Here is a 24,572-nt window from a genome sequence, read left to right as displayed (position 1 = left end):
GGAAAACACATGACTAAGTTAATTGATATTCCTATTAAAGTTGAAGTCTATGACGAGCTTGCTGAGTGGGAAGTAAATACAGGTGAAAAGGGCAGAGTTGTCCCTAAACGCATGAAAGGTCGCTATCGGACACTGAAAAACTTTGGCATGAGTGTTTGGTTAATCTATTTCTTAGGCCCATATCTTCGTTGGGATGGCAAACAAGCGGTTTTGTTTGATATTCCGAATCAACAATTCCATATCTTTGGCACTACTATCTTTCCACAAGATATCTGGGTGTTGTCTCTGACGTTATTGTTCTTCGCCATTTTACTGGCGGCTGCAACCAGCATTGCGGGCCGAGTATTTTGTGGCTATTTCTGTTTTCAAACCGTTTGGACGGAAGTGTTTAGTTTTATTGAAGGCCAACTTGAAGGTGATACACCGCAAAAACGTGCGAAATTTCAGGCCTCGTCTTGGTCTATAAATAAGGTAGCGAGAAAATTCACTAAACACATTCTTTGGCTAGCGATTGCCATGCTAACAGGTATAACATTTTCTGCCTGGTTTACCGATGCATTTCAGTTATGGCGAAATGTTATTAACTTTGATGTCGCAACGCCGGTTTGGGTTGCTTTAGCCATTTTTACCTTTTTTACCTATTGGTTTGCCGGCTTTATGCGTGAGCAAGTGTGTTTTTGGTTATGCCCGTATGCAAGGCTACAAGGTGTGATGTATGACCAAGACACTGTCTTACCTGCTTATGATGCAGATAGAGGTGAACCAAGAGGCAAACTCTCTCGCCAAGCATCAGCAAGTCAGGGTGCATGTATTGATTGCAAATTGTGTGTAGCGGTTTGTCCAACGGGCATTGATATTCGTAAAGGCCAACAAGAAGGCTGTATCACCTGTGGTTTATGCATTGATGCTTGTGACAGCATCATGGATAAGATCAAACAACCACGCGGCTTGATTCGTTATGCTTCATATAAAGAATTACATCGCGGTAAATCTTCAGTGCCACTAATGAAGCGACCACGGGCATTAGTGTATGGAATGATCATGTTGTGTACGGTGTTTGGTGTTGTCTATGGTTTTACCAGTTTTTCGGATACAGAATTTACTGTGGTACCAGAACGTAAACCCTTGTATATCCAAATGAGTAATGGCGATATTCAAAACAAATACACGTTAAAATTACTTAATAAAACTGATGCACCAATGAGAGTTAGATATCAAATTTCAGGACTAAATGGTGCTTATGCCACAGGATTGGACGAAACGTTTACCGTCGAACCGGGTAGAATTGTGCCTGTAACAGCACTGGTTCGGTTACCCGAGGGCTATCAAGTTGATGAGCAACTTCATGCCATACAATTTTCGGCCAAACAGATTGGTGCATCAGAGGTGCTAGATAGTTATGACACTATTTTTATGACACCTTAGACAACTAAAGTATTAACGTGGGAAATTTGAGTGAGAGTTGGCGATTTAATTTATCTTGATTATCAAGCATCTACACCAGTGGATGAGCGAGTCAAAAAAGCAATGCAGCAATGCAGCGATACCTATTTTGCCAACCCTCACGCAGCCCAACATGTAGCTGGTCAGCAAGCTGCGACGGTTGTCGATAAAGCCAGAACGACTATCGAAACGATTATTGGCGCCGAGCCAGAAGAGGTCATTTTTACCTCTGGCGCTACGGAGTCAAACAATCATGCAATCGCCAGTATTTTATTTGATAACGCAAATCGTGGCCGTAAGACCGTTTTAATTAGTGCCATTGAGCATAAATGCGTTAAAAATGCGGCGTATTTTTATGCCAATAAACTGGGGTACATCGTAAAAGAAATTCCCGTTTTATCTTCGGGTCTGATTGATCTCGATGCATATCAATCGTTGCTATCTGATGATGTTGTTTTGGTTTGCATCATGGCAGTCAATAACGAAATTGGGGTTATTCAGGATATTAAGTCCTTAGCTGATAAAGCACATGACGTTGGTGCCTTATTTCACTGTGATGCCGCACAAGCACCAGAAGCCATTGATATCAAAGTAAAAGAGTGGGGCGTTGATACCTTAAGTTTGTCAGGTCATAAAATTTATGGACCAAAAGGCATTGGTATTTTGTATATCAAAACCTTACTTCAAGCCCAATTGCCACCTTTTATACATGGCGGTGGCCAGCAGGGTGGCGCACGTTCAGGCACATTACCAACAGATTTATGTGTTGGCATGGCTGAGGCATTGAAAATAACTGCGGATGAATCTTCTGTTAATCGTCCAAAACTAAAAATGCTAAGTGAAAAGTTCATCGAACAACTGAACCTTTCAGGTATCGATTACCTGATAAATGGTGATACCGAACAGCGGCATCCTGGCAACATCAACGTCAAATTTAACGGTATTATTGCACCTGATTTATTGGATAGTATTCAGCCAAATATTGCTGCATCTACTGGTTCTGCTTGTAATAGTGACATGGTTTTGCCATCACATGTTTTAACCTCGCTCGGGCTAAGTGTTGATGATGCATTGTCATCTATTAGATTTAGTCTGGGCCGGTACTCAGATGAACAGCAGATAGTAGATGCGGTAAATATACTTAAAAAGCAGTTAAGTCCATCCTAATAATTATATCGCCATCGATAATGTTAATGGCGACTTAGAACCGAGTGAGTTATCAAGAATATCGAATTCTTATCTCATTCGAGGTGTTTTCCTAATTAAAATGATTGAGCAAACAAAGTTTATTTTTAGACATAGGTAAACATCCACAACCAAATTTCAAAGCATCCTTAATTGTTTGAAAATTAATTATTGAAGATGCTGGCACTCAAAAGACAATCAGATTTTAAATTCTGAACATGCGTTTTAGACAAAGCATTCATCAATTTTCTTGTGATTTAATAGAAATCGCACAATCAATTTAAAAGCCAAAATCGGGTCAATTTGAACCTCATTAACCTCCAGTATGTTTATTCGTATAATATATATTATGTTAAATAATGAAAGGAAGAATATATTCAATAAGCAATGTAAGTATTCACAAAGCGAAATTTGAAATCTAAGGGGATGGACGTCCTATTTCTGTTCAGATTTTACGTTTTGAAACAAATTTACCAGTGCTTGCATTGGGTAATTACTTCCAATTAATACCTTGCGGTTTTACACTGAGATTTATCTTTTAAGGAGTTTAGCTATGAGCTGGCGTGAACAAGAAAACGAAACCACCTATTCCGATGAGCAAGTCGAGAAACGTTTGTCTGAGGAGTTACCTAACTGGCATCTTGAAAATGGTTGGATCCGTCGTAAATACAAAACCAGTGGTTGGAAAAGTACTTTGATGGTCGTTAACACTGTTGGTCATTTAGCAGAAGCTGCTTTCCACCACCCTGACCTTACGGTTTCATACGCGTTTGTGATTGTGAAGCTCACTAATCATGCTGCCAAAGGTATTACCGATAAAGATTTCGAACTTGCTCGTAAAATCGAAGATGTTGTCATGTGGCAACCAGGAACTGAAGGTGGCGCATTAACTGGCACGCCCGATGACGCTCGTTTTAAATATCTGAAATACGATTAATCTGAGGTAAACATGGACGAGGAAATCTTAAATAGTGAGATTCGTCAGTTTCTCAAGAAAGTAAGTGTCAGTGCGAAGCGTGAAATTGAACAAACCATTTTTGCTGCGATTGATACTCAACAATTATCTGGTAATGAAACGCTCCCCATTAAGATTTCCGTGTCCATACCCGATCTGGATTTGCACCATCATATCTCTGGCCAAATTAAACTGAGTTAAATATGGAAACTTTAGATAAAGCCCCTGCCCTTAATGTGTTAGGCGAAAAGCTCGAAACCTGTGGTACAGAGCCAATGACTGGTTTTTTCAGAGATGGTTGTTGTAATACAAGTGATGGTGATTTGGGCTCACATACGGTTTGTGTGTCTGTGACGTCTGAGTTTCTTGAGTATTCTCGTTTTCGTGGTAATGACTTAGTAACACCCGTTCCAGAATTTGGTTTTCCTGGTTTAAAAGCAGGTGATAGATGGTGTTTATGTGCTGCCCGCTGGCTTGAGGCTCAACGTTTTGAAATGGCGCCAAAAGTCTATTTAGCTAGTACGCATCAGCGCGCCACTGAAATAGTACCGCTCGATTTGTTAAAGCAATATGCGATAGATTTAAACTAGTAATTACAAAGCGTTATTTGATTAATCTAAAGTTTTTCTATGCTAGGTTGTCATCGATATTTTGGTAAAAATTAGCGACTGTTTCGATATCTTGTGTGATTGGCATAGCCGGTAAACTTCTCAAAAAGACCTTGCCATAAGGTTTACTTAAAAAGCGTGGGTCACACAACACCAAAACACCATAATCTGCTTTATCACGAATTAACCGGCCTATTCCTTGTTTTAATTGAATGACTGCTGATGGTATTTGAATACTTCTAAAAGGGTTACCACCACGGTTTTTTAAGTTATTTATTCTGGCTTCAAGTACCGGGTCACCGGGTGATGCGAAAGGAATTTTATCTATCAAAACGCATCTCAATGCTTCGCCGCGAACATCAACACCTTCCCAAAAGCTACTTGTACCAAGCAATACCGCATTACCATGTTCTCTAAATGCATCAAGCAGTTGGGCTTTGCCCCCACTCCCCTGCACCATTAACGGATATTCTGAATCCTCTAATAATGCGGCCACTTCATGCATGGTTTTGTAGCTGGTAAACAGTAAAAATGTTCGTCCTTCACTTAGCGCAATAACATCTTTAGCGATGTCAGCAATATGCTGACTATATTGGCTCGATGATGGCTCAACCGGTACTGTCGGCATATAAAGCAGGCTCTGTTTTTGATAATCAAACGGGCTGTCCCAGCGTGCTGTTTCAGCATCAAAAATGCCTAATTGCTGACTAAAGTGATTGAATTGACCTGCCACAGTTAAGGTTGCAGAGGTGAATATCCATGCAGCTGGTTTTTCTTCTAACCAGTTTTGGAAGTGTCCGCTGATTTCAAATGGTGTGGCGTGTAGGACAAATCCGGATGATCGATTATCTAACCAAAAAACCAGAGTCTCATCATTTTGATTGTCGTAAAACAAATCCATTAAATTCAATAGGTTTTCAGCTCTTTGCTGACACTGTTTTAACCCCTGACTTCTTTCAGCAGCCAGTTTTAATGACTCATTGAGTAGGTCGAGTTTTTCCATGACTTTGGCAAACTCATCCCGCGTTTCAGCATTCTCAACAAAGTATTGCCAAGGACTACGTTGCTCTTGTGAGCCAATAGAAATACGTAAACGCTGTAAGCTGTTTAATAATGCTTCAGATTCTTCCGAAAGCGCTGACATATCAGCCGCTGCTGATTGCATTTCTTGACTGACATCCCGCGCCAATTCAGCTAGTTGGTGACTACTAAAACGATGGCCAAGAAACTGTCCGGCGATTGCTGGCAGTTGGTGTGCTTCATCAATGATGAAAGCATCTGCATTAGGTAAAACCTCACCCTGCCCCGCAGTTTTTAAAGCAAAGTCTGACATTAATAAATGATGATTGATGACGACTAAATCGGCTTCTTGCGCTTGGCGTCTAGCTTCGACGATAAAACAGTCTTGATATTCGGGGCACTGCTGACCTAAACAGTTTTCAACTGTTGAGGTAATTCTTGGCCATAGACTTGCTGCATCATCTAATAATGTTGTTTCACTCAAATCACCGTTATGGCTTTGTTCAGCCCAATTACGAATGTTTTGAAGTAGTGGTCTCTGATAGAGCAAAGCATCATCTTGTTCAGCGAGGCCTAAGCGATGATGACAAAGGTAATTACTACGCCCTTTTAAAACAGCAGCCTGAAACGGTACACCCAGCACTTTACGTAAAGTCGGTAAGTCCCGATTAAATAGTTGGTCTTGTAAGTTTTTGGTACCGGTTGAGATAAATACTTTTTGCCCGGACAAAATTGCGGGTGCTAGATAAGCAAATGTTTTGCCTGTGCCAGTTCCGGCTTCGGCAATCAGTATCGTGCCATTTTGTAATGCCTCAGCAACTTTTTCTGCCATTTCCTGCTGAGGTGTGCGAGGTTGAAAACCATCGATCTGTCTTGCTAGTAAACCGTCATCAGCAAATACGGCCTGAATATCTGAATGCATTACCAACCCTGACGAATGTTTAGTGCCCAAGCCCAAATGCTGCCAGTCGCTAAAAAGCCAACTAACGCAATATAAAATTGCCATTGATAATGACGAAGTAAACGCCACTCTGGCTCAGCAGACAAAATAAAAGGTTTATTACTCGGCCCTTTACCGAGCACATGAACGGCATCGCTTGGTTGTGCCAAATGTTCTCTTCGGATCTGGTCATTGGCGTCTTTTACTGCGAGTTGCCATTCTTGTTCACTGATATCACCATCATTATTTCGATCATAACGTTTTAACAAACTTTGAAAGTCCTGCTTCCATTCTCTTAATAAAAGGCTCACTTGTTCACGCATGATTTGCTGACTGGCGGTTTGGATACTTCGGAACCAACCCAAGGCATAAATTGGATGGCGCTCAGTGATAAACCACTCTTGATAGCGACGGTTACGATTTATTGGATCATGCCAACTACGCTTTTCAGCATGCAAAATATCAGCATCATCGGGATCGACAATACACACGCCAGTTTCATCACGTAAATGAAACAAGGCATCGCTTCGGTATTTTTGTACGACAACCCAACGTTCTTTTTGTTGTTTGCCATCGTAATAGCTTTGTTTTTGCTCGATGACATAGCGGAACCAGACACAATGTCTGCCCGATATCGGTGACACGATGGGTGGGCCTGGCATTAACTCGGTTTGGCCATTTAATTCGACACAACCTTGTGTGGCGGAACGGATTTTTGCAGTGGGTTGGCCGGAAATGAGGCGGCCTCGCTTTAATGCAATAACAAGCCGATAAAAGGCATAAGCGCTAATCGCGAGAATAAAAAGGGAAAAAAATACAAACTCACCGAAATCTAGCTGAGCAATGATGCCGGCAAGGTTTTCTATAAATTGCTGCATTTAACTCTGGAATAATGACTTGATATCTACGTCAGCCGTTTCTTTTTCACTAAATACAAGTAATTCAAAAGCTTGGAAACGAAACATTCCAGCAATGATTAAATCAGGAAACTGTTCAATCTGGATGTTGTTGATATTAACGCTCTCGTTATAGAACTCACGACGATCAGCAATGGTGTTTTCTAGGCCACTAATACGTTGTTGAAGATGCTGAAATGACTCATTGGCTTTTAGCTCTGGATAGGCTTCAGCAACGGCAAATAAGTTGCCCAGTCCTAAACGCATTTCGGTTTCAGCCAAACCTAAAGCGCCGACATCACCACGTGCTTGGGCTTGTGAAACGGCACTACGTGCTTGCATGACTTTTTCGAGCGTTTGTTGCTCAAACTGCATGTATTGACGGCAGGTTTCGACTAATTTAGGGAGCTCTTCATGACGCTGTTTTAACAATACATCAATATTAGACCAGGCTTTTTTAACATTATGTTTTAAGGTAACAAGGTGGTTAAACACCACAATGGTATAAACAATAATGACGGCGATAATCGCCAAAATCACAAACTCGGCAATACCCATTTAGTGCTCTCCTGCTTTGCCATTAACTGGCTTGATTATCCCAAACTTCGCTTTCTACGCCCTGTTCGGCTGTCCATACTAATTGCCCAATGATTTTAAACTGAGCAACTGACATTGCACCACGCTTTTTATTTTTACTTTCTTTGCCAGCTAACGCTTCTTCGATTTCTTCACGTGTCGCTTCATAAATATCAATAGGCTGGTAATTATCATCAAAAAATACCACAACCACGCGATCCCATTCTTGTTGTGGGTTTATCTGACCAATTCTTGGGGTTGATGAACGACTTTCATCAAATAAAGCGCGACCTTTAATAACAATGCGTTGCCCCTCACGATCATCATTACCGATAGCGTCGTAAGTAAGGCTGGCATCATCTAATAAGGTGAGGTTGAGAGCTTTTGCTGCATCAAACCGCGCGATTTCACCTGTGACAGGTAATGTTGTCCCAGTGGTTTGCCGATAACGGGCGGCTAACTGACGCGTTTCATGCATCAGTTTATCAATTGAATATAAATCAATACCGGGTTTGGCAGCTTCAGTCATAACGGCATTATACACAGCAAAAAAAACGGTCTGATCGCAATAGCGGCCAGACCGTCTAATTATTGAGCGAGAGATTTAAACTTGTTGTTTAAATTTGCCCGCTTAATCAAGCATTAGCGCTTATTTTTTAGCGTCTAATTCTTTTTGGTAGTACTTGTGAACCAGTTTTTCTTGATTTTCTAACAAGAAGTCGATGCTTGGCTCATTGTTCATTGCTTTTTCCAGCGCGCGGCGTGTTGCTTCACGATGGATGTTAAACAATGCTTCATGATCCAGATCTTCAACAGTCGTAATGCTTGGGTTTAACCAAACAGAAACGATGATACCCAGATCATTAACTTTATCTTTAGGAATCGTACCGTTGCGAACAGCGTCCAAAACACCGTTAGCGATTGCGCCTTGAACAGTACCCATAAGAATGTTGGTGTAAGCGGTTTTCTTAACAGTAACTTTGCTCACCATCAATGTCGCAGGACGTACTTGCATATCAGTGTTCATCAATGCCAATACGCGTGAGTGACCTTGAACTTGGTCACCCATCAGTGTTGCAAACGCAGTACCGAATGGACCGTCTAACTCACCAATAACGACTTCTGGTTCTGCAGCGGTAAACGGTGGGCCACCTGCAACTAGGGATTCACCAGTACGCATAACAATCTTGTCACTCATCGGATTTTGCTCCTTTGATTTCTTAGTAAAACGGTTAATTATCCCCATCCATATTAAGTGTCGCAAGTTACAAACTCTTTAAGACTGGCGTTGAGGCCGCTAAACTGCTTCTTTTATCGAGGATAATAAATGAGCCAAATTGATACACCTTATGAGCGGATCGGCGGCGAAACGGCTGTTCGGCAGTTGGTAAAAGACTTTTATCAAATTATGTCGGATACACCGCAAACGGATCTCATCCGCAAATTGCATCCTGAAGATATTCAGAGCAGTGAAGATAAATTATTTATGTTTCTTAGCGGTTGGTTAGGTGGACCACAACTATATGTGGAAAAGTTTGGACATCCACGGCTACGTGCCAGACATCTACCCTTCTCTATCGGTATCGAAGAACGTGATCAGTGGTTGTACTGCATGGCTCAAGCATTAAAAAAACAAAACTTGGATAAATTGTTTGCTGAGCAGCTGATGGGCTCGTTTGCACAAACAGCAGACTTTATGCGAAATCGACCGGAGTAACTATGAATATTACTGCGTTCATCATTGGTGATGAAATTTTAAGTGGCAAACGGCAAGACAAGCACTTTGACTATTTAAAAGGTTTATTGGCTGAGCGCGGTCTTGAACTCAGTAATGTGGTAATGGTTGGTGACGACCCTGAGCAATTAGAAAGATGTCTTCGGTTTGTCATGACCGAGGGGAATCTGGTCTTTAGCTTTGGCGGTATCGGTGCGACACCTGATGACAGAACCCGCCAAACCGTTGCCCAAATTTTTGGCGTACCCATCACACCGCATGCAGAAGCGATTGCACTTATTGAAAATAAATTCGCCGAACGGGCTTATCCAAACCGAGTACTGATGGGCCATTTACCTCAAGGCGCGACGTTAATCCCCAATCCTGTGAATCAAGTGCCTGGGTTTAGCATGGGGGATTTTCACTTTATGCCCGGCTTCCCTGAAATGTCCTGGCCGATGTGTCGATGGATTTTAGATAATTTATATCCAAAACTAGCCAATCAACGCCCTGCTTTCGAACAGGTTATTTATGTGGTGGGTGGTCGTGAGTCAGATCTACTCGAGGACATGGTGAAAATTGACCATGATTACCCGACGCTTAAACTATCCAGCTTGCCACACCTTGGCGAGCCACCTCATATCGAAATGAGTCTACGCGGTGATGAGACTTTGGTTTTGGAAGCAATGTTGTTATTGAAAAACGCCATTATGACCAAAGGTTTTCATTGGCAGGATCAACTCACCACATGAAACCAGAAAGGTAAGCTGATTAGGCACACAATTGTTGTTAACGTAACCGCTGCGGCATAAAGCTCACTATCAAGTCCGTACTGCTCACAAATCACAAAACCAAATACCATAGTCGGCATAGCGGCTGCCAAAATAACGGTTTGGGCAATCTGCATTGGCATATCGATAAATTGCGTTACTGTCCAAACAATCCCTGGCGCGACAAACAAACTGATAACAACAATGGGCAGTAACAACGGCAATAACCGAACATGCAAACTTTGCCAACGAATGCTCATCCCCAATGCAATCAGCATCAGCGGCACCACACCGCCCGAAAGCGTTTGTAATGCGTCATGAATAATTAACGGGCGGCTCACATCAAATGCGTTAAGCAAAACGGCAATCGTAACGGCCCAAAGCGGTGGAATTCTGAGTAACGCTTTTACAGGATGCATTGATGTATCAGACGTCCCAAAGTGACGTGCCAGCAAGATCCCAAAGGTCATCAGTACTGGTGTGCAAGCAAACAAGTCATATTGCAAAATCAATGAGTTAGACCAATCACCTAATGCTTTATCCAAAACAGGTAAGCCTAGATAAGTCACATTCGGAAAGGTTGATGCGAGTAACAACGCCCCCGTTTGCTGACGGTTAACAGGAATAAAACGTAAAACCAGCCACATCGTCATTATTGCGCCAGCTAATGCTGTCATGGCGATTAATGATATTTGTAATGAGCTTGCTGACAATTCTGTTTGCCAGATGACATCAATGATTAATGCCGGCAACAAAATATAAAACACCAGATCGGTTAATGCCCGTCTATGTGCTGGTGCCGGGATATGTTTTGGGGCAAGCACTTGCCAGATGGCACCACAGGCAATTAATAACGCCATTTGGGCTAAAACTGTCAGCATTAGATGAACCTGTGGCCAGAAAAAAGGTGATCGTAGCAATCCACCATTAAAAACAAAAGAAACCAATCTGGAAAGCGCCTTTATTGCTTGCTCTGCGTTGGGTGGCAAGGTATTGTTAGGCTCTTAGAATACCGCTGGCAGAAAGCCGGTTTTTTATTGTCGTTTCAATCGCCTATCTTGGGGATGTGCTATGTCACTTTCAAAGCAGTTGTTAATTCTGGTTACTTTGATCTTCTTTATTGTTTTTGCAGTGAATTTCACCTTGAGCATGGGCAATATTCGCAGCTACCTGCAGGTTGAATCTGAAATTCATATGCAAGATACCGCCACATCACTTGGCTTATCACTCAGTCCGCATATGACTGATGAACAAGACCCCATCTTAAGAACCATGATGAATGCGATCTTTGATACCGGCTATTACAAAGAGATGCGTTTAGTAAATGTGGATGGCGACACACTAGTGGTGTTATCCAACCCAGAACAAATTGATGGTGTGCCAAATTGGCTGATTGATATGTTGCCATTACGGACCGCAACGGCTGTTTCGGAAATTAGTTCAGGTTGGAATATCAGCGGCACGCTCTCTGTTACTAGTAACCCTGGTTATGGTTATTTGAAACTATATCAACAATTTAAATCGACACTGAAATACTCACTGCTGATCTTTTTAGCTGCCATTGTCCTACTGGTTGCGGTATTAAGACTGACGCTTAAGCCATTGAAAGATATCCAAAAACAAGCCAACGAAATTTCCGCTGGTAATTTTGTCACGATTGATAAGATGCCATGGACACGTGAAGTGAAAAACGTTGCCCAATCTATGAACAGCATGTCTGGCAAGATTGGTGGCATGATTGCTCGTTTGAATAGCAAGCTTGAAAATCTTAGCGATAGTTTGAAGCGTGATGCTCTAACGGGTTTGCTTAACCAACAAACCTTTACTGTTGATGTAAAAACAGCGCTATCAGGTGGTCAAAGTGGCCACATTCTTTATATTAAATTCGATGATCTAGCTGGTATTGGTCGTGATAAAGGCAAACAAGCCGTTGATCAACTGCTAATGGATTTTGCTGACATGTTGAAACAGCAAACTTCAGGGAAAGTCCAAAGTTATCGTTTATATGGTTCTGAGTTTGCGATTGTATATACCGGCAGTGATCAAGCGAAAATTACTAGCTTTGCTAATGACTTAAAACAATCTATCAATAATCTTGGCCAACAATACGACGACGAAGACTTATTACATATCGGTATTGTTGGTTTTGGTCGTAGTAGTGACTTTGATCAACTGCTGCCCGCAGCTATCGAAGCTTATGAACAAGCTAAATTGGTCGGTACAAATGCTTATGCGATTAAAGCTGACTCTGTTAGCTCAATTAGCGAACAAGCTTGGAAAGCGGCTATTAGTCATGCTATCGACAACAATACGCCGGAAATTACCTTTACTAATCAGGCCTATAACTACAACGGCGATAGTCCAGTTCAGGTAATGATGGAAGCCTTTACTGTGGTGCGTGGTGAAAATGGTAAAGAACTGCCAATTGGTACCTTCTTCTCAATGGCCGAAGAATTCGGTTTGGTTGAACAGCTAGATCGCACGATTGTGAATAAAATTTTAACCACGATGGAAGAACATAAAGTTTCTTGCCCAGTGACTATTAACCTCTCAATGAAATCTGTGGCATCGAAAGATTTCCATGAATGGTTACGTGAGCGTTTAGAGCAATTTAAATTGCCGACTAACTTGTTGGCATTTAGTGTCACGGCTTATGCCGCTGCCAAAGGTGAAGCAACATTTGCCCGCTTTAGTCAGTTTGTTCGTGATTTAGGGGCGACAACACTATTGAAACGTTACAGCAGTGATGTCATTCCTGTTGAACGTATCAAAGAACTTCATATTAACTACATTCGCCTTGCTAGAGATCTCACTACAGATATTCGCCAGCATACAAGTAAACCTGACTTCCTAGATATTATTCAGGAAGTGGCGAACTTGCTGGAAATCAAAGTGCTTGCTGAAGGTGTAAGTAACGATGGCGACTTTGAATACGTCCAACAAGCTAACCTGTTCGGTGTTAGTCGTTAAATAATATGTCACGGAGTCGGACATCACGCTTTGTTGCGGTGGCCCTGCTCAGCAGTTTTACACTGCTGTCATGGCCGCTGTGGGCGGAGCTTGATTTTTCCGAGGCATTTCTTACCAAAGTTGAAAATAAATATAATCGCTTTGCTCGCCAACGATTTGAAGACTGGCAAAAATTAATCAACGAATCCAAAGATTTACCCGAGTTAGAAAAGCTTGAAGTGGTCAATAAGTTTTTCAACAGTAATGTCATGTTTATTGATGACATTAATTTATGGGGGCAAGAAGATTACTGGGCAACACCAGCAGAAATGTTGGCCGTTGGTGCTGGTGACTGTGAAGATTATTCGATAGGCAAATACTTTACGCTCAAAGAACTCGGTGTTGATGAAGAAAAGCTACGTATCACCTACGTTAAAGCCGTAGAGATTGGTCAGGCGCACATGGTTTTGACCTACTACGAAAACAACCGTGCTATCCCATTAGTACTGGATAACCTCATCACTGAAATCAAACCAGCGAGTCGTCGCGGCGACTTGATACCGGTTTACAGCTTTAACGGTGCTGGCTTGTGGTTAGCCAAATCCCGTGGTGAAGGTCAGCGTGTTGGTGATGCTTCACGACTTTCGCTTTGGAAAGATCTCGAAAAGCGTATGAGTGAAGGTAATATTTAATTACAAAGTCACGCCAAGTGTTTGATTAATTTCGGCTATTGTCTGACCAATCGAAATTTCTAACATTTGAATTTGTGCACGATCGTTGTAGGTCTGTGCCTCGACTCTAAGCAAGGTCATTAGGTCAATCTGGCCAAATTCAAAGCTTTTTTTCTGGCGCTCTAAATAAGCTGAGCTTATGTCATATTGTGCTTTAAGCATATCTTGTTGGGCTTGTTGTGAGGCCAACTGATCCAACTGAGCCAACAATTGGGCTTCTAACTGTCTCTTAATTTGTTGACGCTCGATTTCAATATCAGACATCGCTTTTGCCGCTTCGGCAATAGCTGGTTCACTGTAAGGCTTGTCACCTAAAGCCAAGGTTAAACCAAGGCCAAGACTATTATTAAACGGTTCATTTCCTGCGCCACGCTCACGTTTAACACCAACAGAAACGCTAGGGTTAACGGCATTGGCATAGCGAGCATTTTGCATTTCACTTCTTAACGTTGTGACTTGCTGGCTCAACTCGGCAAGGATGGGATGTTCAACGGTGATATTGCGCTGTGCAGAGAGCGACTCTTCAACATCAGCGGGTAATTCACGCTGACCCGTTTGGTAAAAGTACTGGTTCATGGCTTGTTGAAGTTGATTTTGTGCATGTTGACGATTGTTTTTCATCGACAGCAAATGGCTTTGAGCCAGCAAAAGTTCCGTTTCGGGCAAGTCACTACCCTCAACACGTAGACTCACACTATCAAGAATAGATTGTGCATTTTCGAGTGTTGAATCAGCTTGTCGAACTTGCGCAGCGGCCTGCATCACTTGCCAAACATGCTGACGAACAATACCTGATGCTTGTAAGCGTAAACGTTGTTGGTAATACGGTAATTGATTAGCAATTTCTTGTGACCAATTTTGTTGCTGTCGCTTTTGGCCTGGTAACCAAAGCGGCATGGAAACGGCACTTTCATATTCACGTAAACCATCACCGCTACCGACACCATCGTTGTAATGGTTAAAGCTAATGGTGGCAGCATCGGCAAATAACGTTGATGCGCGATTTTTACGTGCGTCACTTAACTGCTGCAAACTTGCCTCACCCTGTTTTGCCGGTGCTTGGTTATAAACATACGTCGTCAGCGTTTTTAGTGTGATTGGCGTATCTGCCATGACAACAGAGGTTGTTAGGGGAGTTGCAACAGCCATAAATGCCGTCATTAATAGTGCCGAGCGCATAGTAAGTTCCGTTTTTTTATTATGTTGATAGCCTAGCAGCTTAATTTCTCTCAGGCATTAGTTTACCTGCCGCCGACTCATGGATAGACAGTAATGCCGGTATAACCAATAACACCAGTACCGTTGCAAACATCAACCCAAATGAAATCGATACCGCCATCGGAATCAAAAACTGTGCCTGTCGTGATGTTTCAAAGAGTAAAGGGCCTAAACCACCGATAGTCGTAAGTGAGGTAAGTAATACAGCGCGAAGCCGTAGAACAGCAGCTTCGACAATCGCTTTATCAGTTTCAAACCCCTGTTGGCGAAGTTCTTTGAAAAAAGTCACCAAGATAATGGCGTTATTCACCACAATGCCCGCTAAACCAAAGATCCCGAATAAAGACAAAATGGTCAGATCTAAGCCCATTAACCAATGACCTGTTACAGCGCCAATTAAACCAAATGGAATAGCTGTCATGACCACCAATGGCCAACCATAGGATGCAAATACCCAAGCCAATACGATGTAAATCAGAGCAAACGCTAAAATGACGCCGTGACGCATATCAGTCAGCGTATCAGCCTGCTCTTCCGCACGCCCCTCAAACGCATACTGAATGCCGTATTGCCCCATTAGTTGCGGTAAATAGTTCGCTTCCAGATCGGCCAAAATACGGTTGTTATTATTGACTGATGCATCAACGGAAGCGGTGACATGTACTGCCAGTTGCGCATTGGTATGGCGCAATACATCAAAGCCTCGTTGAGAGCTGAGATCAACGACTGAACCAAGCGGCACATTGCTGCCGTTAGGTAACTGGATTTGAAATTGTTCCAATGATGCCTGCGTATTTCGAGCAATCTCAGGCAACATGACCCGTACTTCAACTTCATCATCACCATCTTGGAAGATCTGTACCAATTGTCCATCAAATGCCGCACGTAGCTGACGCCCGACACTATCAACCGTCAACCCCATTACGGCGCCTTGGCCATTAATTTGATAGATCAATTGTTCTTGACCAAATGGCATATCGTCTTCAATTGCGCTAACACCGGCATAACTGGTGAGATGACGCGCAACATCCTGAGCCGCTTGTTTCAACGTTGGGGCATCTGCGCCACTTAAACGAACATCAATATCACTGCCAGGAGGTCCCCCTCGCCGCTCTGAAATCGTAAAGGTTTCCATACCAGCCGGTATCTGAATTTGCTCACGCCAGTGATTGATAAATTCCTGATTTCGCATCTCGCGCTGGTCAGGTGAAATCAGTTCGAGCTGCATGGACACAAAACGCTCATCGTTTTGACCGCTGCTCATTCCCCCCGCTGTTTCTGCGGTACCCGACTTACTAACGGCTAATTCAACCACATCTTGAGGTAACTCTTTTCTGACCGCATCAAGTGACTCATTTAGATGCTGAAGAAACTTTGTAGCTTCAGACTGCGGTGTACCAGCAACAAACCGGGCGTTAGCCAGTACGGTGGTGCCTTCGGGCGATGGGAAAAAGGTAAAACTGATTCGGCCACCTACCAATAAACCAACGGCCAGAATAAGCATAGATAGTGCGATGCTAACGGTTATCCAACGATTTTTAACGGCACTGGTGACGGCTGGTCGAAAGAGCTGTTCACGAATATAGTCAAAGCCATTATCAAGACGCCGTCTAAAATTAGATGGCTCTGTATGATGCATTTTTAAAAAGCTATGGCGTAAATGCCCAGGCAAAATCAAAAAGCATTCAATTAATGAGGCAATGATGACGCAGATAACCACAAATGGAATATCGAACAGAATATTGCCAATCACACCGCTAATCAGCATAAGCGGTATAAAAGAAGCGATGGTAGTTAATGATGACGATAAAACCGGCGCCAACATTCGTCTTGCACCACCTTCCGAGGCAGTTAAAGAACCCTCGCCTTTTTGGTAGTGAGTAAAGCTATCCTCACCAACAACGATGGCGTCATCAACAATAATACCTAGTGCCATAATGAGGCCAAACAAGCTAATCATATTGATACTGCCGCCAAGCAGGTACAACACAAATAACGCCGTCATAAATGAAACAGGAATGCCAACTGCAACCCAAAATGCAACACGGCCATGCAGAAATAAAAACAGTGTCGCCAGTACCAACACCAAGCCGCCTAAGCCATTTTTTAATAATAAATTGATACGTTCTGCAATTAGTTGCCAACTGGCATCATAAACTTGCATATGTACGCCAGATGGCAATTGTTGCTGCCGTTCATTGAGCCAGTTTTCCAGAATTCTTGCAGATTTAAGCGAGTCGGCATTTTCTGCACGTTGCAACTCTAGTTCAACCGCGGGACGACCCTCGTGAAAAAGCGCAACTTGATTACGAAGTGGTCGCCGCTCGATATCGGCAATATCGCCAAGTTTTAACAAACCACCATTAAAGTCAGACTGCAATGGCAGCTCGGCAAAGGCCTGTTCTGTCCGTCGTTGGTCAAGGCTACGTAATTGTCTGGCAGCTTCGTTATTTCCAATTTCACCGGCAGGCAAATCTTGGCTGAGCATGGCTATACGATTCGCCACTTCATCAAAACTCATGCCTAATGCTGATAGGTCAGCGTTACTAAGCTGAATGGCCATTTCTTCTTCAGGCAAACCTGTGATATTTACCCGAGAAATTCCGCGGTCTAGCAATTCACGCTCGAAATGTTGGGCAAGCTCTCGTAACTCCTGACGTTTTCCATCAGTACTGAGCAAAATTCTGGCAACACTCTCATAGCGTGTAACCAATGTAACTTCAGGTATTTCACTTTCAGTTGGCAAATTGCGTAACTGCGCTACTTTATCTTTTACCTGATCTAACACCGGCCCCATATCGGTGTTTTCATAAAATTCCAAGTTCACGACAGACATACCGTAGGAGGATGTTGAGGTCATCTTTTTTACAAAATCGACACTTCTCAACTCCTGCTCGACTTGGCGGGTAATCGCATCCTCAACATCTTCAGCACTGGCACCGCGCCACTCAATACGAACATTAACGACATCAAGTGCAAAAGTTGGAAAAAACTGAGTATTGAGACGGTTTAACGCCAATGTTCCGAGCAAAATCATGACGATCATGAGCAAATTGCTGGCAACACGGTGCTGGGCAAAAATGCCAATCAAATCACGGCGATGAACCTCGCTCATTGTGGGTTTACAGCCAAGCCGTTAATGGCATTCGGTAATTGTGTGGTGATGACTTGATCACCCTCTTTAATCTCAGCACTGCGCACTAATAATTGCTGTGTACCATCATTAAGGCTTCGCTCACCCACTTTTTCAATGGTGAGTAACTCCATTCGTCCATCTGTTACCCGATAAACTGAATTTAGCCCATACAAAGCACTAAATGGCAGTGCAATCAAATCATCTATGACAGGTAGCGAAAGTTGCAAACTAATAAAACTACCCAGTGCCAACAATTTGGTGCTGCCTTGTAGACTAAATAGCCCTTCCCTACCACCGGTGTTGGCCTGAACTTGTCCTGCCAATTGTCTTAATTTGAATTGGTGTTGTTGATTATCTTGCTGGGTATGGCCAATAACTGCCTTATCCGCAAAAAATGCCTGCTGAACCACAGGTAAATAACGCTCAGGAATTAAGGCTCTTAACTCTAACTGCGTTGGATCATAAATACGTAGCAAGCTATCACCGACGTGAACGCGCTCACCAACGGCAACGGAGACATCTGCAATACGACCGTCAAATGGCGCTTTGATTTGGGTGCGTTGTAAATCAACTTCCGCTTTATCTAACAACGCTTGTGCGCGCTTAAGAGATGCATTGAGGGCGGCAAGACGTAGAGGCTGATCGGCAATGGCAAATTGCAATTGTTGAATTGCCAGCTGTTGCTGCTGTAGCCCCGTCATGGCCTCATCAATTAAGGATTGTGAACCCAGTTTTCGATCTTGCAGTGTTTGTGCCCGCTCTACAGATTTTTCGCTTAAAGATAATAAGCTTTGCTGTGTCGCCAGTAAGGCTTGGTTATTTTTGAGTTGGGCTTTTTCAGTAGCAATTTGCGCTTCTATTTCAGCGACATCAGCCTGACGCTGTCTTAAAACGATATTGGCTTCGGTTTCATCAAGAGACAGTAAAAGATCATCTTTTAAAACGGTATCGCCTTCGAGATGAACTAAAGCGGTCACATTTGCCTCAACCGCAGCAGTAAGCGTGCTCGTTACAGGTGACTCTAAACGACCATAGAGTGTTACCTGCGGTGATATGGCTTGTTTATGAATCGTTAGCGTATTGACGCTCACCGCTGGAGGCTGACGAGATGCTGCAGGCGTTTCAGGAGCAGAGTTTTTAAGCCAGATGAAGCCTAGGATGGCGACACCTAAAATTAAAATAGCTACTCCCCAACGCCGCATAATATTTCCTTTTTATTAGCGTTTAATCTGCCCCAGTAATAATCACAACCCGAATCGCATCTAGTCGCCATTGGGCTGATTGCAATGCTTTAAGTGTATCAGCCTTAATTTTTTCTAAATAACTGATTTCTTCAGGTCGAATATGGTTATTACGCAGAGCCAGCTGCTGTAATCGTGATAACTCATTATCGAGTAATTGGTTTGCCTTGTCTTCGGCCGCCGTTACCCAATCTTTGGTTAAGGTATCAATTTGTTTATTCGCCAGTGTTAACAAACTCTCAATTCTTGAACGTGCATGATTCACTAATTGTCGGGTGGTTGCTTTAGGAATTCGGCCGGCTTCTTTAGCCAGTTGAGATTGTTCAATGGTGGCACTTAAGTCTCGGCCTTTTTCGTCAACCAGCAAACGTTGGCATTGTTGCTCAAGATAACGCGGAATATTCAACGTCGCCGGCGCACTGACTTCAAAGCTAAACACTGCCTCAAGTAATAAACTACCCGCAGGTAATGTTTCGCTACTGAGTGTGCAAAACGTACTGTTACCTAAATCACTACTGACTACAGCATCTAATGCATTAGCAACTAAGGGGTGCTCCCAAGTAAAAAACGCCATATCCTCACGTGATAATGCTTTATGACGTTGATACGTACCGGTAATGCCATCTTCGGGTAACCCGGGCAGATCATGTTGCTGCATTTGGTCACCGGCTTGCAGGATCACACTGTCCGCACTATGAATTTGGTGTTCAACACCAAACGCATCACTAAAGTCTGAAATAAAGTCGGCTAACTCCATAGGTCGACTTACTGCTTCAAGTTCAGCCAAAACTTGCTCTGCGACGTCAGCATCAAAAGAATGGCTTTCAAGCAATTTGTCGCGACCTTTTTGTAATTCTGAATTGAGTTCTACACGGCGCGCAGCGGTGTCTTTGATAAGTGTTTCAGCGGCTGCTGAGTCTTCAGGAGTAGCGAGTAATAATGCGAGTGGTTCAGCGAACTCTGCTAACAAAGCCTCACCGGTTTTCTGTACTTGCTCAAAACCATTAATGCCCTGGTGATACCAGTCTAATAATCGTTGCTGTGAACTATCTTGATAAAAAGGCACATGAATTTGTACGGTTTGACGCTGACCGATGCGATCCAAACGACCAATGCGTTGTTCAAGCAGATCAGGGCTAGACGGTAGATCAAAGCAAATTAACTGATGGCAAAACTGGAAGTTACGCCCTTCACTACCAATTTCTGAACAGATTAAGACCTGAGCACCCTCTTCATCATCAGCGAAATAAGCGGCTGCACGGTCGCGGTTAAGTAGCGACATGCCTTCATGGAATACGGCACTACGGACACCGTGTTGAACCCGTAAAAATTGTTCTAGTTGCTCTGCGGTGTCTGCCAAACCACAAATTAAAAGAATTTTCTGACCGCGCTGTTCTTTTAAAAAAGACACCAGCCACGCTACCCGACTATCAGTTTGCAGCCAGTTTTCACCTAATGCGGTTTCAGGGCGCAGCATGGTTTGTAATGTACTGCTATCAACTTGTTCTGACCAAGTTAATGGGTGAGTAATTAATTGCCGTTCAGGAAAGCCAGTAATTGTTTCGCGGCTATTTCTAAACAGTAATCGGCCAGTACCGAATTGATCTAAAAGCTGTTGTTTGGCTTGTTGTTGAGCACTTTCAAAGTCATCCGCTAGCTGTAATTTGGTTAATAAACGGTCGTCAAGCTTGTCACTAAGCGCTTTTATTAACGCAGCATCATTTTGTAATGTTTCTGCAGATTGATGATCGAGTAATTGCTCTAAAAGTGCATTGATATGCGCATAGTCTTTTTGCTCTTGTTCAAATGCCGATAAATCATGATAACGCTGCGGATCAAGCAAACGTAAACGTGCGAAATGACCCGCAAGCCCAAGCTGCTGTGGTGTTGCTGTTAGCAACAAGACACTGGCGATTTTTTCAGCTAACGTGGCAATCAGTTGATATTGTTCGCTGGCATTATCCGGTTGCCAATGAAGGTGATGGGCTTCATCGACAATTAACATATCCCATTGTGCAGCCAGCATTGCCTCCTGCATTGCAGGATCGGCTTGTAAGTTTTGTAGCGAGACTATAACCAGTTGGCTACTATCAAATGGATTACCAGATTCAGATTCTTCTAAAGCAATAAAACGCTCTGAGTCGATAATGGTAAAACTCAAATTAAAGCGTCGAAGCATCTCAACCAACCATTGGTGAAGCAAGCTTTCTGGCACCACAATCAGTGCACGTCGTGCACGACCAGTCAGCAATTGTTGGTGCAGGATTAAACCGGCTTCGATGGTTTTACCAAGGCCAACTTCATCAGCCAGCAACACCCGCGGTGCATAGCGTTGAGCAACCGTTGCGGCAATATAAAACTGATGCGGCAGCAATTGTGCACGCGCGCCCATGAGACCAAATAAAGGACTTTGGCGAATACGATGATGGTGTTCTAGCGCTTTAAGTCGCAGTTCAAACTGACTATTTTTATCGATTTGCCCAGCAAATAAACGCTGTTGTGGTTCACTAAATTGCACAGCACTATGCAGATGCATTTCATGAACAGTATGTAATTGACCTTCAGGATCTTCGGCTAAATACATCATGCAGCCATTAAATTCCTGAAGCTCTTTGACCGTCATTTTGCGGCCGTCAGCATCTTTAAAATGTTCGCCAACTTGAAAGCTTACACGGCTAAGCGGCGCGTTATCGATGGCATACATGCGACTGGCTTCAGCCGCAGGGAAATCTACTTGTAGTCGTCGGCCATCAATAGCCGCAACAATACCTAAACCTAATTCTGCTTCACTGTGACTGACCCAACGTTGGCCAATGGCAAATTCTTCTGACAAACCGATTTCCTACTAATTGATAAAGTATGGCGATTCTTTTGATAAGACTCGGCAAATTGACGGGATATGGTAAATTGTCAGCTTGTTTTTTCCTATAGCACCTGACGTATTCCGATCGCCATGGCCTCATCTCTGCAAGTCCTTGCTGCCCCAGTTATGGTGGATAGCGAAATCAAAAAATCCCGTTTTATCGGCTTTGCTCTGCCCTGTTCTTCAGAACAACAAGCGATGCAACACCTAAGAAAAATTGCCGGACAACATGCAAATGCTAACCATTTGGCGTTTGCGTGGCGGATCCGTCAGCCTGAAGGTTTTATTACTGAGCGGTTTTATGACGCCGGCGAGCCATCAGGTACTGCCGGCCGGCCCATTCTTGCCCCAATGCAAGGCGAAAATCTGATAAACGCTGTGGTGGCTGTTGTTCGTTATTTTGGTGGTGTGAAATTAGGAACTGGCGGATTAACTAGGGCTTATGGCAATGCAGCCAAAGATGCAATTGCTGCGGCAAAGCTAGAGCCATTCGTCGAAATGAAGCAATTAACGCTACACATTAATTACAACCAATTACAGATGTTGGAATATCAATTAAAACAATGTCGAGGTGAAATTATTGATCAGCAATTTACCGATGCAGTCACCGTGATTATTAGTTTGCCGGCCAGTGAGGCTGAGGCTATAAAACAGCAGTTTGCTTAAGCCGTAAAAACAATTAAGCGGCCTTCCCGACGCCAGTCGCTAAAACCAAATTGCTTGGCAATCAAAGGCAAACTATCGGCGTGATAAAACTGCACATGGGTTGCATCGTTTTTGTAATACCAATTTTGGAAATCCAGTGACTCACAAAAAAGCTCGGTCATGCAGTATAAGCGACCACCGGGATTTAAGAGTGATCTTAAACGGGCAAATTCAGTAGCCGGTTGATGGAAATGCTCAATGACTTCACAGCTAATAATAAAATCATATTTGGCTTCTAACGCGTTGTTATTAATATGAAAGAATGGGTCGTAAAGCGTAATATCAAAGCCTTTTTTAGCTAGCTGATAAGCAATAACGGGTCCGGGACCTGCACCATAATCTAGCCCCTTTTTATCGCTGGTTTGCTCAGCCAAAATCGCGTTAGTGACAGGCGAAACGAATTCCTGATAACGTGGGTCATCGACATCATTTTCATGCGTTAGATATAGGGCTTTTTCACGCTCTGGATCCGGCAACTCTTCGGTAATTGCCTGCACGGAATGACATTGCTGACATTGCACAAAATGACGTTTTCGAGCGAAAGCAAAATAAGTGGTTGGTGCAGCACAAAGGCGGCAACACTCTGTGACTTCCATTAAACAGGTATAAAACTAGCGAATAAGCCGAGTACACCACCAAAAACACCACCCCAAATCACCAACCAGCCAAGATGCTGACGAATCATTTGCTGAATAATGTCTTTGACCATGTCAGGCGTCAGCTCATCCAGACGTTGATGGACAATTTGTGCGATTTGCTGATGTAGGGTGTCAGCTGTATTGTCGCCACCTACCTGGGCTTTTAATCGTTGTTGAAAATCGTCACTATGCGCAATGTCGTTCATTGCTGCCTGCATTTTGCTAATGAAAGGTTCTTTCAATGGCTCTAATGCTTTCTCGCCACCAAACATCGCCAACATGCTGCCAAATGAAGAGGCTTTGATGGTGTCGACCAGTGATTGCCAAGCTGGCGTTAAGTCAGCTGAATCAATGATTGCTTCTAAATTTAGCTGTTTTGATTCTTGCTGATGTAAATCATCAATAAAACGATGAATTTGTGTTGGTGAAAAAAACTGCTGCATCACAAGGTTTTCAATCGCTTCACGAAAAGCGGTGAATTTTGCAGCAATAACGCCTGAACCGTATAAACCAGGCACTTTTTCAAACAACATGTGAATGGCGAGCCAGTTGGTCAAACCACCTGCCAGAGCAAATAAGCCCGTAGATAAAATAGGCTCACGCCAAGGGGTAGGTAAAATAAGCCCTACCCCGACAATGGCGCCGGCAATCAGGTTCGTTAACAAACCTTTATTCATACGGCTTAGTCTTTCATCCATTCACTTAAAGCTGTGACAATTTGTTGTGCTTGATCACGACTTGAAATATTGAATTTCGAACGTTGACCATATTCACCGTTACGTTTTTGATAACGACGAATGGTGTATTTGTCAGGGCCAAATTCACCTGTTTTACGATCCAAGTCTTGATAGCGAAACATTACCGTTGCCCAAGCGCCTTTTGTCAGGACGACTTTATCCAGCTCCTTTACTGTCATCACATCACCTTCGTGATAGGTCACGGTCAACTCATCAACAGTTTCTGACATAGATTGTTTGTTCCTTG

The 24,572-nt window shown here is 43.2% G+C and carries 23 protein-coding genes; 10 read left to right on the top strand and 13 right to left on the bottom strand.

The window, feature by feature from the left end:
* Positions 1-9 precede the first annotated feature (9 nt).
* From ccoG to OMP94_RS02930, 5 genes are all read left to right on the top strand, one after another.
* Complete coding sequence (ccoG, locus tag OMP94_RS02950) at positions 10-1,425, top strand: cytochrome c oxidase accessory protein CcoG (protein WP_266275838.1); 1,416 nt, start codon at positions 10-12, stop codon at positions 1,423-1,425.
* Between the two features lie 30 nt (positions 1,426-1,455).
* The gene (locus tag OMP94_RS02945) at positions 1,456-2,610 is read left to right on the top strand and encodes a cysteine desulfurase family protein (RefSeq protein ID WP_266275837.1); all 1,155 of its coding nucleotides are present in this window, start codon (positions 1,456-1,458) and stop codon (positions 2,608-2,610) included.
* A gap of 571 nt (positions 2,611-3,181) precedes the next feature.
* Positions 3,182-3,565: a 4a-hydroxytetrahydrobiopterin dehydratase gene (locus OMP94_RS02940; protein ID WP_266275835.1), complete on the top strand. Its 384-nt coding sequence runs from the start codon at positions 3,182-3,184 to the stop codon at positions 3,563-3,565.
* Between the two features lie 12 nt (positions 3,566-3,577).
* The gene (locus OMP94_RS02935) at positions 3,578-3,784 is read left to right on the top strand and encodes a DUF6494 family protein (RefSeq protein ID WP_266275833.1); all 207 of its coding nucleotides are present in this window, start codon (positions 3,578-3,580) and stop codon (positions 3,782-3,784) included.
* 2 nt (positions 3,785-3,786) lie between these two features.
* Complete coding sequence (locus tag OMP94_RS02930) at positions 3,787-4,173, top strand: DUF2237 family protein (RefSeq protein ID WP_266275831.1); 387 nt, start codon at positions 3,787-3,789, stop codon at positions 4,171-4,173.
* Positions 4,174-4,210: 37 nt separating this feature from the next.
* Here OMP94_RS02930 and OMP94_RS02925 read toward each other — a convergent pair whose 3' ends face one another.
* The 5 genes from OMP94_RS02925 to fae all read right to left on the bottom strand — a co-directional run bounded on the left by OMP94_RS02925 (position 4,211) and on the right by fae (position 8,821).
* Entirely contained in the window at positions 4,211-6,133 is a 1,923-nt protein-coding gene (locus OMP94_RS02925; RefSeq protein ID WP_266275829.1) for an ATP-dependent DNA helicase, read from the bottom strand.
* Positions 6,133-7,029 carry a hypothetical protein gene (locus OMP94_RS02920; RefSeq protein ID WP_266275827.1) on the bottom strand — a complete coding sequence of 299 codons (897 nt, stop codon included), beginning with the start codon at positions 7,027-7,029 and terminating at the stop codon, positions 6,133-6,135. The genes OMP94_RS02925 and OMP94_RS02920 overlap by 1 nt, the downstream gene beginning before the upstream one ends.
* Positions 7,030-7,605: a LemA family protein gene (locus tag OMP94_RS02915; protein WP_266275822.1), complete on the bottom strand. Its 576-nt coding sequence runs from the start codon at positions 7,603-7,605 to the stop codon at positions 7,030-7,032. It lies immediately after the preceding gene.
* Positions 7,606-7,627: 22 nt separating this feature from the next.
* Entirely contained in the window at positions 7,628-8,152 is a 525-nt protein-coding gene (locus OMP94_RS02910) for a hypothetical protein (protein ID WP_266275818.1), read from the bottom strand.
* 120 nt (positions 8,153-8,272) lie between these two features.
* Positions 8,273-8,821 carry a formaldehyde-activating enzyme gene (gene fae, locus OMP94_RS02905; RefSeq protein WP_266275816.1) on the bottom strand — a complete coding sequence of 183 codons (549 nt, stop codon included), beginning with the start codon at positions 8,819-8,821 and terminating at the stop codon, positions 8,273-8,275.
* Positions 8,822-8,950: 129 nt separating this feature from the next.
* Here fae and OMP94_RS02900 point away from each other — a divergent pair, with 129 nt between their 5' ends.
* Entirely contained in the window at positions 8,951-9,340 is a 390-nt protein-coding gene (locus OMP94_RS02900) for a group II truncated hemoglobin (protein ID WP_266275813.1), read from the top strand.
* A gap of 2 nt (positions 9,341-9,342) precedes the next feature.
* Entirely contained in the window at positions 9,343-10,089 is a 747-nt protein-coding gene (locus OMP94_RS02895) for a competence/damage-inducible protein A (RefSeq protein ID WP_266275810.1), read from the top strand.
* On the opposite strand, the gene OMP94_RS02890 is transcribed toward OMP94_RS02895, so the two are convergent.
* On the bottom strand, positions 10,074-10,988 hold the full coding sequence (locus OMP94_RS02890) for an AEC family transporter (protein WP_266275808.1): 915 nt from the start codon (positions 10,986-10,988) through the stop codon (positions 10,074-10,076). The two genes, OMP94_RS02895 and OMP94_RS02890, sit on opposite strands and share 16 nt — an antisense overlap.
* Positions 10,989-11,178: 190 nt before the next feature.
* Here OMP94_RS02890 and OMP94_RS02885 point away from each other — a divergent pair, with 190 nt between their 5' ends.
* The gene (locus OMP94_RS02885; RefSeq protein WP_266275806.1) at positions 11,179-13,077 is read left to right on the top strand and encodes a LapD/MoxY N-terminal periplasmic domain-containing protein; all 1,899 of its coding nucleotides are present in this window, start codon (positions 11,179-11,181) and stop codon (positions 13,075-13,077) included.
* A gap of 5 nt (positions 13,078-13,082) precedes the next feature.
* Entirely contained in the window at positions 13,083-13,748 is a 666-nt protein-coding gene (locus OMP94_RS02880; RefSeq protein WP_266275804.1) for a transglutaminase-like cysteine peptidase, read from the top strand.
* On the opposite strand, the gene OMP94_RS02875 is transcribed toward OMP94_RS02880, so the two are convergent.
* The 4 genes from OMP94_RS02875 to rapA are packed head-to-tail and all read right to left on the bottom strand — an operon-like array spanning position 13,749 to position 22,215.
* A complete protein-coding gene (locus OMP94_RS02875; protein ID WP_266275802.1) occupies positions 13,749-14,966 on the bottom strand; it encodes a TolC family protein in 1,218 nt (405 codons plus the stop codon).
* Between the two features lie 40 nt (positions 14,967-15,006).
* On the bottom strand, positions 15,007-18,120 hold the full coding sequence (locus tag OMP94_RS02870) for an efflux RND transporter permease subunit (RefSeq protein ID WP_266275800.1): 3,114 nt from the start codon (positions 18,118-18,120) through the stop codon (positions 15,007-15,009).
* On the bottom strand, positions 18,117-19,343 hold the full coding sequence (locus OMP94_RS02865; RefSeq protein WP_266275798.1) for an efflux RND transporter periplasmic adaptor subunit: 1,227 nt from the start codon (positions 19,341-19,343) through the stop codon (positions 18,117-18,119). Before OMP94_RS02865 ends, OMP94_RS02870 begins: the two co-directional genes overlap by 4 nt.
* A gap of 22 nt (positions 19,344-19,365) precedes the next feature.
* The gene (rapA, locus tag OMP94_RS02860; RefSeq protein WP_266275796.1) at positions 19,366-22,215 is read right to left on the bottom strand and encodes an RNA polymerase-associated protein RapA; all 2,850 of its coding nucleotides are present in this window, start codon (positions 22,213-22,215) and stop codon (positions 19,366-19,368) included.
* Positions 22,216-22,335: 120 nt separating this feature from the next.
* Between rapA and OMP94_RS02855 the strand changes: the two genes are divergently transcribed.
* Positions 22,336-22,911 carry a YigZ family protein gene (locus OMP94_RS02855; protein WP_266275794.1) on the top strand — a complete coding sequence of 192 codons (576 nt, stop codon included), beginning with the start codon at positions 22,336-22,338 and terminating at the stop codon, positions 22,909-22,911.
* Here OMP94_RS02855 and OMP94_RS02850 read toward each other — a convergent pair.
* From OMP94_RS02850 to OMP94_RS02840, 3 genes are all read right to left on the bottom strand, one after another.
* Entirely contained in the window at positions 22,908-23,447 is a 540-nt protein-coding gene (locus OMP94_RS02850; RefSeq protein WP_266275792.1) for a class I SAM-dependent methyltransferase, read from the bottom strand. The genes OMP94_RS02855 and OMP94_RS02850 overlap by 4 nt on opposite strands.
* 98 nt (positions 23,448-23,545) lie before the next feature.
* Positions 23,546-24,286: a DUF445 family protein gene (locus tag OMP94_RS02845; RefSeq protein ID WP_266275790.1), complete on the bottom strand. Its 741-nt coding sequence runs from the start codon at positions 24,284-24,286 to the stop codon at positions 23,546-23,548.
* The gene (locus OMP94_RS02840; protein WP_266275788.1) at positions 24,271-24,555 is read right to left on the bottom strand and encodes a hypothetical protein; all 285 of its coding nucleotides are present in this window, start codon (positions 24,553-24,555) and stop codon (positions 24,271-24,273) included. Before OMP94_RS02840 ends, OMP94_RS02845 begins: the two co-directional genes overlap by 16 nt.
* Positions 24,556-24,572: the final 17 nt, after the last annotated feature.

This window comes from Methylophaga sp. OBS3, assembly GCF_026319325.1.
Taxonomy (GTDB): domain Bacteria; phylum Pseudomonadota; class Gammaproteobacteria; order Nitrosococcales; family Methylophagaceae; genus Methylophaga.
This window is presented reverse-complemented; position numbering and strand designations above follow the sequence as displayed.

Coding starts and splice junctions, on each gene's coding strand:
- ccoG (WP_266275838.1), top strand. CDS start 10: ATGACTAAGTTAATTGATATTCCTATTAAAGTTGAAGTCTATGACGAG.
- OMP94_RS02940 (WP_266275835.1), top strand. CDS start 3,182: ATGAGCTGGCGTGAACAAGAAAACGAAACCACCTATTCCGATGAGCAA.
- OMP94_RS02935 (WP_266275833.1), top strand. CDS start 3,578: ATGGACGAGGAAATCTTAAATAGTGAGATTCGTCAGTTTCTCAAGAAA.
- OMP94_RS02930 (WP_266275831.1), top strand. CDS start 3,787: ATGGAAACTTTAGATAAAGCCCCTGCCCTTAATGTGTTAGGCGAAAAG.
- OMP94_RS02925 (WP_266275829.1), bottom strand. CDS start 6,133: ATGCATTCAGATATTCAGGCCGTATTTGCTGATGACGGTTTACTAGCA.
- OMP94_RS02920 (WP_266275827.1), bottom strand. CDS start 7,029: ATGCAGCAATTTATAGAAAACCTTGCCGGCATCATTGCTCAGCTAGAT.
- OMP94_RS02915 (WP_266275822.1), bottom strand. CDS start 7,605: ATGGGTATTGCCGAGTTTGTGATTTTGGCGATTATCGCCGTCATTATT.
- OMP94_RS02910 (WP_266275818.1), bottom strand. CDS start 8,152: ATGACTGAAGCTGCCAAACCCGGTATTGATTTATATTCAATTGATAAA.
- fae (WP_266275816.1), bottom strand. CDS start 8,821: ATGAGTGACAAGATTGTTATGCGTACTGGTGAATCCCTAGTTGCAGGT.
- OMP94_RS02900 (WP_266275813.1), top strand. CDS start 8,951: ATGAGCCAAATTGATACACCTTATGAGCGGATCGGCGGCGAAACGGCT.
- OMP94_RS02895 (WP_266275810.1), top strand. CDS start 9,343: ATGAATATTACTGCGTTCATCATTGGTGATGAAATTTTAAGTGGCAAA.
- OMP94_RS02890 (WP_266275808.1), bottom strand. CDS start 10,988: ATGCTGACAGTTTTAGCCCAAATGGCGTTATTAATTGCCTGTGGTGCC.
- OMP94_RS02885 (WP_266275806.1), top strand. CDS start 11,179: ATGTCACTTTCAAAGCAGTTGTTAATTCTGGTTACTTTGATCTTCTTT.
- OMP94_RS02880 (WP_266275804.1), top strand. CDS start 13,083: ATGTCACGGAGTCGGACATCACGCTTTGTTGCGGTGGCCCTGCTCAGC.
- OMP94_RS02875 (WP_266275802.1), bottom strand. CDS start 14,966: ATGCGCTCGGCACTATTAATGACGGCATTTATGGCTGTTGCAACTCCC.
- OMP94_RS02870 (WP_266275800.1), bottom strand. CDS start 18,120: ATGAGCGAGGTTCATCGCCGTGATTTGATTGGCATTTTTGCCCAGCAC.
- OMP94_RS02865 (WP_266275798.1), bottom strand. CDS start 19,343: ATGCGGCGTTGGGGAGTAGCTATTTTAATTTTAGGTGTCGCCATCCTA.
- OMP94_RS02855 (WP_266275794.1), top strand. CDS start 22,336: ATGGCCTCATCTCTGCAAGTCCTTGCTGCCCCAGTTATGGTGGATAGC.
- OMP94_RS02845 (WP_266275790.1), bottom strand. CDS start 24,286: ATGGATGAAAGACTAAGCCGTATGAATAAAGGTTTGTTAACGAACCTG.
- OMP94_RS02840 (WP_266275788.1), bottom strand. CDS start 24,555: ATGTCAGAAACTGTTGATGAGTTGACCGTGACCTATCACGAAGGTGAT.